Genomic DNA, 11433 nt, shown 5'->3' on the forward strand with positions numbered 1-11433 from the left:
CAAAAGTACAAATCATGCTTAAAAATCATGTACATTTTCCATATAAAAAATCAGCCGATTCACATCGGCTGATAAGACAGAGCAAATACAATCTTTATTTTTCCACTTCTTCATTCATTTCTGCCGGAGGCCCGCCCTGAGGGCCATCGCCCATCGGACGTTCCGGACGGAGCTGGGATTGGTCGACACCTAATTGCTGAGCTACATCACCCCAACGGTTGTTGATTTTTTTCATATCCAGTACAGACTGGATATCCTTACCACTGAGTTTGGCCAGCTTGGCAGCCATGCCGATATCATGCGGACGATAACCATTGTTCATGAGTTTCAGCGCCGTATCCTTATCCACATCGCCATGTTCTGCCATGCGTTCAGCCGTCAGTTCATTCATCTGAACATGGATCTGTTCCCGGGTAATGCCCAGTTCCTGTTCTACCTGCGGCCATTGCTTAGCCTCCGTCTTCATGGACAATACATCTGCAAAGGATTTGCCACTGATCTTTGCCAGCATGGCAGCCTGACCGATATCACGGAAATCTTTCTTTTCCTCTATAGCAGCTTTGACTTCTTTCTCGCTCACACCAAAGGTCTTGTTGATCTGCTTGGCCATGTCGTCTGCACTCATTCGCATCATCGGCGGTTGTCCGCCACGATGGCCTTTCATCATGGGCGGCGGGCAGGGCTGGCCATTCTGTACATTCTTATCTGCAGCCTGTGCCTGCGCCCCCAACATGCCAAAGCCCGTTCCTGCCATCAGGACACCAGCCATGATACCTGCTAACATTTTCTTATTCTTACGCATAATATTTACCTCCATTCGGAATTCCTATTGTTTGTTTTCATCTGCTATGGTTATAATATAAAACATTATTCTTATAGTTGCCTTAGATTACTATTAATTTTTCGTAAAATTTTGCTGAAAAAAAACTGAAGCATTGCAGGTATAAATATTTTTTATTTTATTTAAAGAAAAAGCAGGATAATTTTACCATAATGTCGTATAATATATTGTGTGATAATTATGGAAAGAGGTGGATTCGATGACAGAACAGGAAATCGAGAAACTCGTGCAGGATAAACTCAACGAGGCTTATCAGGCTGAAGAACATCCCAAGAAGTTCTTCATTACGGAAAATGGCCGTGGTGTTTGCGATGGCGGCGACCTTTACAATGCGTTGCTCGGCGACATGATGCGCATTTCCCAGAAAGCCCTGACTGGCATTCTCAAAGAAGCTCTGAAGAAATAAGGCATGACAAGACAGCCTCCCGCTATTCCTGCGGGAGGCTGTTTTCATGTCTTATTTTATTTCACCGATATCCATGCTGATATCCAATGCCTTGACACTATGTGTCAGCGCTCCAACGGATATCACATCCACACCGCTTTTCGCCGCAGCAGCCAGGGTCGTCTCATCAATGCCGCCGGAGGCTTCCACAACTGCCCGATGGTCGATCAGGCGCACGGCTTCAGCCATCATCTCCGGTGCCATATTGTCCAGCATGATCACATCTGCCTTGCCAGCCAGCGCTTCCTCAACACCAGCCAGGTCTTCCACCTCAATCTCAATCTTCGTCATATGGGAAGCATAGCTCCTGGCCCGCTCCAAAGCCGCCGTGATACCGCCAGCTACCTGGATATGATTGTCCTTGATCAGGATGGCATCATAAAGGCCCAGACGATGGTTGGCACCGCCACCGACTTTCACCGCATACTTATCCAGCAACCGCAGGCCCGGCGTTGTCTTGCGGGTGTCCACGAGCTTTGCCCCATAGGGCGCGGCAATAACGGCCAGTTTGTGCGTACGGGTGGCCACACCGGACAGATGCTGCAACAGGTTCAAGGCCAGCCGCTCACCGGTCAGGATGGCCTGTGCTGAACCATCCAACGTCGCAATCACGGAAGTCGGGGTGAGTTCAGCACCATCTTCCAGTACCTTGTTGAACTTGATATCAGGATCAAGCAGGGCAAACACCCGCTCTGCTACATCCACACCAGCCAGGATTCCCGTATCCTTGGCATGGATAATCGCATGTGTCGTGGCCGCGGTCGGCACCGTAGCCAAGGTTGTGATATCGCCGCTGCCCACATCTTCCTGCAGCCAGCCTTTTATCTTTTCATCCAAACCTAATATATTCATGAATCTGACATCCTTCCCTTTTTAATCAAGCCATCCCCAGCACTGCCGCAGCGGCAATATTCTCATCCCCGAATCGCTCTGCTTCATCATAAACTTTACGCCGATCCCCAAAATGCTGGCGCAGGGATTCATCCTTATCGGGATAATCCGAACGATAATGCGCTCCGCGGCTCTCCTGACGGCGCTGTGCTCCACGGAAGATCAGATCACCGCAGATAAGCCCAGCCCGCAGATCCAGTTCTGCAGCAGACGCGGCACTGCAGCCTTCATACCTGGCCGCCAGCTCACGCAACTTTTCTTCCCCTACTGCCATCTCCCCGGCTTCACGGACAATTCCCAAATAGCGGCTCAGGATTTGCTGGCTCGCCTTCCGGTCTGCCATCATACCGGCATGGCTTTCCTCCGCCAACTTTTCCTCCCGCCAGAAAAGCCCTGCTTCCGCCTGCGGCAGTCTCGTCTTGCCAATGATTGTTGCCACCCGACGGCCAAAGACCAAGCCTTCCAACAAGCTGTTGCTGGCCAGCCGGTTTGCCCCCTGCAAACCAGTGCAGGCCACTTCGCCACAGGCATAGAGTGCTTCAATGTTCGTGCGTCCCCAGATATCCGTATGCACGCCCCCCATCATGTAATGGGCTGCCGGTGCAATCGGAATCAGATCCTTGGCAATATCCACGCCATACTCCCGGCAGGTTGCCGCAATCATCGGGAACTTCTCCGCCACATTCTCGATATGCCGGGCATCCAGCCAGATATGGCTGACTTCAGCTTTGGTCATTTCCCGGAAAATGCAGCGTGCCACCACATCACGCGGCGCCAGTTCCGCCATAGGATGACATTCCGGCATAAACCGCTTGCCCTCACTGTTCAGCAGGTATGCACCAGCTCCGCGCACGGCTTCGGATATCAGGAAGTTCGGACAGCCTGCAAGTGCCAGCGCCGTGGGATGGAACTGCACGAATTCCATATCGGCAAGTTCCGCCCCCGCCCGGGCTGCCATGGCCATACCACTGCCCGTAGCCCCATCCGGATTGGTGGTATGCTGGAACAGGCGTCCCAAACCGCCAGTTGCCAGCACGGTATGCCTTGCCCGCAGGCAGATTTTTTTTCCATGCCAGAGCGCCGTTGCTCCATAACAACGTCCCTGATGCACCAACAGATCCACCACATAACAGCCCTCCATGGTGCGGATGTTCTTCTCCCTGGCCACCATCTCATTCAGTGCCCGGGCTACCTCTGCCCCGGTGGCGTCCCCATGACTATGGACAATGCGGTTGCGGCTATGGCAGCCCTCTCTCCCCAAAGAAAGCGTGCCATCTGCATAGCAATCGAATTCAGCTCCATTTGCCGCCAGCCAGCGAATATCTGCCAGCCCTTCTGTCACCACCATGCGTGAGACGGATTCATTGCTGAGCCCGGCTCCCGCCACCAATGTATCTGCCAGATGAAGCTGTGGATTGTCATCTTTTCCCAAGGATGCCGCAATGCCTCCCTGGGCTTTGCTGGTATTACTGTCCTGCAAGGTATCCCGCACCACCAGTAACACATGATGGCCATGACGTGCCAACTGGCAGGCTGCAGTAAGACCGGCCACACCACTGCCAATCACCAGACATTCTTCCTGACGATTTTCCATCCGGCGCGTATCAAAATTCATCAAATAACGTTGCATGACGTTTCCCCCTTTATTGCCAGCATCCGTTCCAAGGCAGCTACAGATTTCAGGCGGATATCCTCGGGTACCACTACCTGTGGCTCCATGGTCAGAAGGGCATCCCGCACTTTCTCCAATGTCGTTTTCTTCATATTCACGCATAACAGCCGACGGGAAGCAAGATGGAACTTCTTCTGCGGGCAGCGTTCCGTCAGTTCATACATGACACCTTCCTCGGTGGCAATGATAAACTCATCAGCGGGATTTGTTTCAGCAAATTTGATGATGCCGCTGGTGCTACCCACATAATCGGCCAGCGCACAAAGTTCAGCCCGGCACTCCGGATGCATCAACACCAGTGCCTGCGGATACCTTGCCTTGGCCGCCTGGATTTCCTCCACGGTAAGATTGCCATGAATAGGGCAGCCTCCCTGCCATTTCAACAGCTTGCGGCCGCATTGTTCCTCTGCCCATGCTCCCAAATTAGCATCGGGTACAAAAATGACTTCTTTATCCCGCGGCAAGGAAGCCACAACCGCAGCAGCATTGGAAGACGTACAACAGATATCACTCATTGCTTTGACAGAAGCCGGCGTATTGACATAAGAAACAATCAATGCATCCGGATGTTCCGCCCTGGCCTTGCGCACCTCTCCGGTAATGGCATCGGTGAACATCTGGCAGCCAGCATCCACAGCGGGCAGCAGCGTGACCTTATCCGGTGACAGGATATTGGCCGTCTCTGCCATAAAGCGCACGCCACAGAACACGATAACTTCTGCATCCGTAGCTGCTGCCTTCTGGGACAGGCCAAAAGAATCCCCGCTGAAGTCCGCAATCTCCTGAATCTCCTCTGGCTGATAGACATGCGCCAGGATAATCGCTTTGCGCTCCTTTTTCAGCCGCATGATTTCTTCAATGATATCTTCCATACATAACTCCCCATAAAAAGTAATAGCATCGACTACTGTCATGACAGTAGACAATGCTATTATAAACTCAATTAAAACATCTGGCAAGTAAAATGAAAAAATATACAAAAAGGGACTTGCTCTGCTTCACAGAGCGTCGCGGCCTGACTGACTAAGATTCCATAGCAAAAAACCCGCCAGCAAGATGCTGACGGGCTTGTACCCAACGATAATGAAATTAACGCTTGGAGAACTGGGAAGCCTTGCGGGCTTTCTTGAGACCGTACTTACGACGTTCTTTTTCACGCGGGTCACGCGTAACGAAACCAGCTTTTTTCAGAGCCGGACGGAGTTCAGCGTCCATCTCCATGAGCGCACGGGTGATACCGTGACGGATTGCGCCTGCCTGACCAGATACGCCACCACCAGCTACGTTAGCGATAACGTCATACTTGTCAACAGTTTCCGTAAGGTTCAGAGGCTGACGAACGATGAGTTCGAGAGTCTTCAGACCAAAATATTCTTCCATGCTACGACCGTTGATCGTAACTTTGCCTTCGCCTGGAACCAGACGAACACGGGCAACGGAAGACTTTCTGCGGCCAGTGCCGTAATAGCTTACTTGTGCCATTTATATGTTCCTCCTCCAGATTAGCGAATGTTCAGCTCGAGCTTTTCCGGCTTCTGAGCTGCATGCGGATGCTCGCTGCCAGCGTAAACGCTGAGCTTGCGGTACATCTGAGCACCGAGACGGTTATGCGGCAGCATGCCTTTTACAGCGTGCTCAATAACGCGTTCCGGGAACTTTTCGAGCATCAGGCCAGCGGACGTGAACGTCGTGCCACCCTGATAACCGGAATGACGGAAGTACGTCTTATCCGTAAGCTTCTTACCCGTAAATTTAACCTTCTCTGCATTGATGACGATGACATAATCACCCGTATCAACGTGCGGAGTAAAGGTCGGTTTATTTTTACCGCGAAGAACTTTAGCAACTTCAGCTGCGAGACGGCCGACAGTCTGCCCTTCAGCGTCTACAACATACCATTTACGCTCAACGTTGGATGCATTTGCCATAAACGTTGTCTTCATGCGTGTTTCCCCCCTAATAAGTTCAAATAAATATTCGATATGTGATACTCTCGTGACTGGCTTCCGGGGCTAATGGATGCCATGCCCGTAACATCACATAAAAAAATTCTACACAAAATCGAGCGGCAAGTCAAGGACTTTTTTTGATTTTGCGCAGAATTTTTTTACGGTTTGATTGTCAGAGCAAAGTGGGCATCAGCAGCCCTTGAAATAGGAGATGGTTCGGGACAGGCCTTCCGCCAGATCCATCTGCGGCTGCCAGTCCAGATTCTGCACAGCTGCCTCATGACAGAGAACCGAACGGTTGATATCCCCTTCCCGGGGGGCAGCAAACTTCGGCTCTACAGTCCTGCCCGCGGCTTTGCCCATCAGTTCAATCAGCTCCAGCAGGCTGGTTTCCGTCTGAGTGCTGAGGTTGTAGACTGTATTGGCCTTGCCCGTGATCATGGCCGCGATGATGCCGGCAGCGATGTCCCCGGCATAGATGAAGTCACGTGTCTGCCTGCCATCGCCAAAGACCGTGATATCCTGCCCTTTGGCAATGCGCTTGGCAAAGATGCTGATCACGCCGCCTTCACCGGTATCGCCCTGACGTTCGCCATAGACATTAGCAAAACGCAAGGCCACATAATCCAGGCCATACAAGTCATGATAAAGCTTCAGGTATTTTTCCACCGTCACCTTGGTCAATCCATAAAAAGACATGGGGGCCAGTTTTTCACTCTCGCGAATTGGCAGCCTATCCTCGGTAACATCACCATAAGCCGCCGCCGTAGAAGCAAAGATTACCCGCTTCACACCACTATGACGGGCTGCTTCCAGAATATTTACCGTCCCCATGATGTTTTCGGACGCATCGAATTCCGGATCTTTGATGGAGATATCTACCATGGATTGACCTGCCAGATGAACAATGATATCGAACCTGCCCTGTTCAATCTTTTCACGGACATGCTTATCCCGCATATCCGCCTCCCAGCAGTTACAAGTATCCCTGCCCGCAGGCAGGTGCTGCCAGCTGCCAGTGCTGACATTATCCAGCACCGTTGCTTCATGGCCTGCGGCCAACAGCTGTCTTACTAAATGAGAGCCGATGAATCCGGCGCCACCCGTTACCAAAACTTTCATTATATAATCCCCCGCTGCACCTCATGTCCCAGATGAGCTGTGCTGTTCAATAACTCCACTATCGGATTGGCCTCTGTATCATAACACACAATATTCACCGCCGTATTGAACTGGCGGATGCTCCAAAGATATTGCAACGGCATATGGAGAGCCGCCGTCAATATGGTGCGGAGTACGGCACCATGGGCCACTACTACGATTGTCTGCCCATCATGTTTGCGAATCAGTTCATTGAGCCTTGCCATGGCCCGTTCCTGCACGGCCGGAAATGTTTCCCCACCGGGAATCTCCAGGATGTCCGGATGCTGGATGAAGTTTGCCATAGCGTCTTCCCATTTTTCCACGATCTGCGGATAGGTCAGCCCTTCCCATTCACCGAAACTCAATTCCCGAAAGGCAGGCTCAGCCTGTACCGGCAAGCCAAACCTGGCGGCGATTGTCTCAGCCGTCACCATAGCCCGGTTCAGGTCGCTGGCATAAATCGCATCAATATCCCGCACAGGGAAATTCTCTGCCAATTTCCGGGCCTGCATTTTCCCTTCCTCGGTCAGATGCACATCCGACTGGCCCTGATAACGTCCCGTAACATTCCATTCCGTCTGACCATGACGGACAAAAATAACCTTTGTCAAATCACTGCCTCCAATACTTTGAGCATCTGTTCATTCTCCGCATGGCTGCGCACGGCCACGCGGATATACTGCTGGCCCTCCAGCCCCGTATAATTGGCACAATCCCGCACCAACACACCTTGTTTGCGCATCCGGGCTGTGAGTTCACCGCTGGTACGACCAGTATGTGATATATCCACCATGATGAAATTCACACTGGGTTCGATGGGTTCCAGCCCCCTGACAGCACGCAAATGCTCATAAAGCCAGCTTTTTTCTCTCTGCACAAACTCACGGCTGTTTTTATGATACTCCTTTAACCCTAAAGCCGCAACTCCTGCCTTCTGAGCAAGGCTGTTGACATTCCAGACATCCTTGCCCCGCTCCAGACACTGAACCAGATCTGGATGCGCACTGGCAAATCCCAAGCGCAATCCTGGCATAGCATAAAACTTTGTCAAAGAGCGGACAACGAATAAATGCCTGAATCTATCTGTCAAACTTCTGACACTATAGGCTTCTTCATCCGGCAAAAAATCCAAAAAGGATTCATCCACCACAGTCCAGACTTTCCGTGCGTCCAATAAAGACAGGTATTTTTCCAGTTGTCCACGATTCATCAGTGTCCCTGTTGGATTATTGGGATTACCGATGAAAATACAGTCTGCATTTTCAAAGTCCTTTTCCCATGTGCCTATCTCTGGCTGAAAATCATCCACTGACCGCAGGTGCGAAAAGTGTATTTCCGCCCCCACAGATTCTGCCGCCCGCTGATATTCGCCAAATGATGGCACTGGCAATCCCACCCGCCTGGGGCGTGTCATATGCAGCAGCAGATAAAAAAGTTCTGCCGCGCCATTTCCCAACAACAACTGTTCCTTAGGCAAATGATAGTGTTCACTTAACGCAGCCTTCAAATCTCTGGCCTCTGGATCCGGATAATGAATAATACTGGCAATATTTTCCCGAATAACCTGCGCCACCTCCGGCGCTAATCCCAACGGATTGATATTGGCAGAGAAATCCAGCCACCTGCCGCCTGCAGGAGCCTCTGCATAGATATTGCCACCGTGTTCAAATTTTTCCATCCGTTCCCTCCTGCATCTTTCCATAAGAAACACATTTGCGAACAAAGGATCCTGCCGCTGCCAGACAACCGGCAAAATGCAGATGCAAGTAGCTGCCCATAGCATTATTCACCTGCTGCCCGGCCGGATATTGGCTATTGTTCCTTAGTTTCCGGAACATCATCGGTGCTTCGCCTTCCTCTACAGGCGCACTCTCTTTGGAAAAATGAAATTCGTGGCCTTTGACCTTAGAACCTGCTTTTCCCAAAAGCGAATCACGCAACAGCTCTGCCTCTACATAACCTACCATCTGCAATTTTTCCGTCATCATTGCCGTCCCAGAAAAAACACCTGCCATCGGATACACATGACCCTGAAAATCCTGTAGAGCTTCCATCATATACATATACCCCCCGCATTCGGCCAAAACAGGCATTCCTGCCTTGACTGCCTGGGCAAGTCCATTACGCATAGCACCATTGGCTGACAACTGTGCGGCAAACATTTCTGGAAAGCCGCCACCAATAAATAGGCCATCTACGGCAGGGATCTTTTCATCATGCAATGGACTGAAAGGAACAATTTCCGCCCCCAATTGTTCGAGCACCTTGATACTGGCAGGATAATAGAACGAAAACGCCTCGTCACGAGCCACGCCAATGCGGCAATTCCCACAGTTTGTTTTTTTGCCATACGGAACAATCGTCAAAGGTCTTGCGCTGCGGGCCAGCAGCATCAAATCCTCCAAATCAACCTGCTTTGCCACAGTCTGTTCCATATGGTCAATCATTTCCAGTTCCTGATTTTCCTCCACAGGCACCAGCCCCAAATGGCGTTCTGGCATACGTAAATCGTCATTTCGGCGTAAAGCACCATATACAGGCATCCCAATCCCTGTCATGGCCTCCCGGATCATCACCTCATGCGTATCCGAACCTAACCGATTCAGAATCACACCAGCAACATCCACAGATCTATCATAGTCCCGAAAACCTTGCGCAATAGCTGCCGCTGAAGCGCCCATGGATTTTACATCCAATACCAGCAGCACGGGGGCCTTGAGGATTTTGGCAATCTCTGCCGTAGAACTGATACCATTCCGCCCACCATCATAAAGCCCCATAACCCCTTCAATGACAGCGATGTCCGCATCAGCAGCTTCCGTTGCTAAGATTCCAGGCAGGATTTCCGCAGGTGTCAGCCAGCTGTCCAGATTATGTGCCGGACGTCCACTGGCCAGTGCATGATAGCCAGGATCGATATAATCCGGCCCCACTTTAAATGACTGAACTTTCAAGCCCCGTTTTCTCAACGCTGCCAAGATTCCCGTTACAATGGTTGTTTTGCCTGCTCCCGACTGTGTTGCTGCGATAACAATCCTTGGTATATTCCTCATACTCTGTCAACCTCCACACCGCCAGAACGCAATTGCGCCAATCCCAGGAATTCCACACCTGCTGCTTGAGCAATCCGTTCTGCCTGCAAACGGATTTTTTTTTCATCTATGGCAGAATCCCACCACATGCCAAAAACCGTGCCACTATGCGCGGCATTGATGCCCCAGGCACCATGTGCCCGGCCTAATTGCCAAAGCACTTCGAGTTCCTCTTTGTACAATACTGCCTGATTATAAAAGGCACTTTGAGTTGCCAATCTTGCCACTTGCTCTGCCTGCCCCTGATCCACAGCCTGACAAAAAGCCTGCAACATCTCTTCCATACCGGCTCTGCCTGAAACGAGCTTTTTTTCTTGATGGAAAGCACACGTATCCACAGTTCCACCCACATCAAAAATCGCAGCACGAAGTGCCGGCACGCTCGCAAACCGTGTCAGCACTCGACCACTTATATGATTCATGAGCACCAGCCCAGGACAAAACACCCCATCCGTAGGCTCAATCTGCGTAGCAATTTCCATAACCAGATCCAGTGACCAAGACTCATGCAAAGCCTCCATAACGGACACTACTACAGCGGCAATATCCGCACTGGATGACGCCATTCCCTTTCCTTGGGGAAGTTCCGACTGCAATCGCATTCCATAAGGAAAAGTCTCCCTTCCCAGTCGGGACAGCGCCAAAGCAAAGGCCTGCCGGGATTTTTCCCCTAGTCCCCATTGCCCCGAGAATTCATCACTCACCTGCACGGTGGTATATCGATCGATGGGGCAGGTCCCTAAAAAAGGCTCCCCGTGAGCAACACCCTGTATCAATTCTCCACAAGAACCAGGAACACGCACCATTAATCTCATAGAAATCCAACATCACTTTCCACATCACAGTTTACAATATACCTTTACATTGTAACCGAAAAAACGAACACATACAAGGCAATTTGCTAACCTGCTTATCATCTGTCGCAACCACAAAGACAAAATAAAACGAAGGAGTCTGTCAGACTCCTTCGCACGGAAGTGAACTACTCCCGCCTATAGATGCGTGAGCTTCCTGATTCGTCGAGAACTGCGATATATTCCGAGGAATATATTCGTCTTACACACTCTCCACAGGCGTAACTTCCCGTAGTCCCTACGGTAGTTGTGTACTTGTCGGCCTTTTGACTTAGCACTGACCACCTAATCATGTTACCACTTTCGCGCGGTAGATGGTACACGCACCTAGTTATACCTGCTGGCAGCTTACTGCTTGGTTTTCGCGTTTCAGCTGCGTAACGCAATTTCGCAGGTCTTCTCCTTTCTTAGAAGATTTTCGATATTCGTTACCAAGATTATACCGCATAACTATCTACGGAGCAATTGTCTGGCTCAATTACTTACGTAAATTCGCCAGCCCCACCTTCATCCCCCACCTAAGATGTGGAGGACTTCTGGCGGATT

12 protein-coding genes are annotated in these 11433 nt (G+C 50.9%); 1 reads left to right on the forward strand and 11 read right to left on the reverse strand.

The genetic code is table 11. The features are described from left to right. Positions 1-94 precede the first annotated feature (94 nt). On the reverse strand, positions 95-802 hold the full coding sequence (locus BUB68_RS03560; protein ID WP_081371839.1) for a hypothetical protein: 708 nt from the start codon (positions 800-802) through the stop codon (positions 95-97). 238 nt (positions 803-1040) lie between these two features. Here BUB68_RS03560 and BUB68_RS03565 point away from each other — a divergent pair, with 238 nt between their 5' ends. Next, on the forward strand, positions 1041-1247 hold the full coding sequence (locus BUB68_RS03565) for a hypothetical protein (protein ID WP_014425013.1): 207 nt from the start codon (positions 1041-1043) through the stop codon (positions 1245-1247). A 51-nt stretch (positions 1248-1298) separates the two neighbouring features. On the opposite strand, the gene nadC is transcribed toward BUB68_RS03565, so the two are convergent. The 10 genes from nadC to BUB68_RS03615 all read right to left on the reverse strand — a co-directional run bounded on the left by nadC (position 1299) and on the right by BUB68_RS03615 (position 10848). Then, positions 1299-2138, reverse strand: a complete 840-nt coding sequence (nadC, locus tag BUB68_RS03570; protein WP_073088425.1) for a carboxylating nicotinate-nucleotide diphosphorylase — start codon at positions 2136-2138, stop codon at positions 1299-1301. 25 nt (positions 2139-2163) lie between these two features. Next, a complete protein-coding gene (locus tag BUB68_RS03575) occupies positions 2164-3807 on the reverse strand; it encodes an L-aspartate oxidase (protein WP_073088426.1) in 1644 nt (547 codons plus the stop codon). After that, a complete protein-coding gene (nadA, locus tag BUB68_RS03580; RefSeq protein WP_081371840.1) occupies positions 3792-4721 on the reverse strand; it encodes a quinolinate synthase NadA in 930 nt (309 codons plus the stop codon). The genes BUB68_RS03575 and nadA overlap by 16 nt, the downstream gene beginning before the upstream one ends. Positions 4722-4938: 217 nt before the next feature. Next, positions 4939-5331, reverse strand: a complete 393-nt coding sequence (rpsI, locus tag BUB68_RS03585) for a 30S ribosomal protein S9 (RefSeq protein ID WP_073088428.1) — start codon at positions 5329-5331, stop codon at positions 4939-4941. A gap of 20 nt (positions 5332-5351) precedes the next feature. Next, on the reverse strand, positions 5352-5792 hold the full coding sequence (gene rplM / locus BUB68_RS03590; protein ID WP_014425018.1) for a 50S ribosomal protein L13: 441 nt from the start codon (positions 5790-5792) through the stop codon (positions 5352-5354). A 195-nt stretch (positions 5793-5987) separates the two neighbouring features. Beyond that, on the reverse strand, positions 5988-6920 hold the full coding sequence (locus BUB68_RS03595) for an NAD-dependent epimerase/dehydratase family protein (protein WP_073088429.1): 933 nt from the start codon (positions 6918-6920) through the stop codon (positions 5988-5990). After that, complete coding sequence (locus tag BUB68_RS03600; RefSeq protein ID WP_073088430.1) at positions 6920-7552, reverse strand: histidine phosphatase family protein; 633 nt, start codon at positions 7550-7552, stop codon at positions 6920-6922. The genes BUB68_RS03595 and BUB68_RS03600 overlap by 1 nt, the downstream gene beginning before the upstream one ends. Next, positions 7549-8619 carry a threonine-phosphate decarboxylase CobD gene (gene cobD / locus BUB68_RS03605; RefSeq protein ID WP_073088431.1) on the reverse strand — a complete coding sequence of 357 codons (1071 nt, stop codon included), beginning with the start codon at positions 8617-8619 and terminating at the stop codon, positions 7549-7551. The genes BUB68_RS03600 and cobD overlap by 4 nt, the downstream gene beginning before the upstream one ends. Next, positions 8606-9994, reverse strand: a complete 1389-nt coding sequence (locus BUB68_RS03610; RefSeq protein ID WP_073088432.1) for a cobyrinic acid a,c-diamide synthase CobB — start codon at positions 9992-9994, stop codon at positions 8606-8608. The genes cobD and BUB68_RS03610 overlap by 14 nt, the downstream gene beginning before the upstream one ends. Next, positions 9991-10848 carry a GHMP family kinase ATP-binding protein gene (locus BUB68_RS03615; protein ID WP_073088433.1) on the reverse strand — a complete coding sequence of 286 codons (858 nt, stop codon included), beginning with the start codon at positions 10846-10848 and terminating at the stop codon, positions 9991-9993. Before BUB68_RS03615 ends, BUB68_RS03610 begins: the two co-directional genes overlap by 4 nt. Between the last annotated feature and the right edge of the window lie 585 nt (positions 10849-11433).

The sequence above is a fragment of the Pseudoselenomonas ruminantium genome (genome assembly GCF_900142515.1).
GTDB classification, from domain to species: domain Bacteria; phylum Bacillota; class Negativicutes; order Selenomonadales; family Selenomonadaceae; genus Selenomonas_A; species Selenomonas_A ruminantium_D.

Bases quoted from the DNA above. Each gene is read 5' to 3' on its own strand.
- BUB68_RS03560 (WP_081371839.1), bottom strand. From the start codon at position 802: ATGCGTAAGAATAAGAAAATGTTAGCAGGTATCATGGCTGGTGTCCTG.
- BUB68_RS03565 (WP_014425013.1), top strand. From the start codon at position 1,041: ATGACAGAACAGGAAATCGAGAAACTCGTGCAGGATAAACTCAACGAG.
- nadC (WP_073088425.1), bottom strand. From the start codon at position 2,138: ATGAATATATTAGGTTTGGATGAAAAGATAAAAGGCTGGCTGCAGGAA.
- BUB68_RS03575 (WP_073088426.1), bottom strand. From the start codon at position 3,807: ATGCAACGTTATTTGATGAATTTTGATACGCGCCGGATGGAAAATCGT.
- nadA (WP_081371840.1), bottom strand. From the start codon at position 4,721: ATGGAAGATATCATTGAAGAAATCATGCGGCTGAAAAAGGAGCGCAAA.
- rpsI (WP_073088428.1), bottom strand. From the start codon at position 5,331: ATGGCACAAGTAAGCTATTACGGCACTGGCCGCAGAAAGTCTTCCGTT.
- rplM (WP_014425018.1), bottom strand. From the start codon at position 5,792: ATGAAGACAACGTTTATGGCAAATGCATCCAACGTTGAGCGTAAATGG.
- BUB68_RS03595 (WP_073088429.1), bottom strand. From the start codon at position 6,920: ATGAAAGTTTTGGTAACGGGTGGCGCCGGATTCATCGGCTCTCATTTA.
- cobD (WP_073088431.1), bottom strand. From the start codon at position 8,619: ATGGAAAAATTTGAACACGGTGGCAATATCTATGCAGAGGCTCCTGCA.
- BUB68_RS03610 (WP_073088432.1), bottom strand. From the start codon at position 9,994: ATGAGGAATATACCAAGGATTGTTATCGCAGCAACACAGTCGGGAGCA.
- BUB68_RS03615 (WP_073088433.1), bottom strand. From the start codon at position 10,848: ATGAGATTAATGGTGCGTGTTCCTGGTTCTTGTGGAGAATTGATACAG.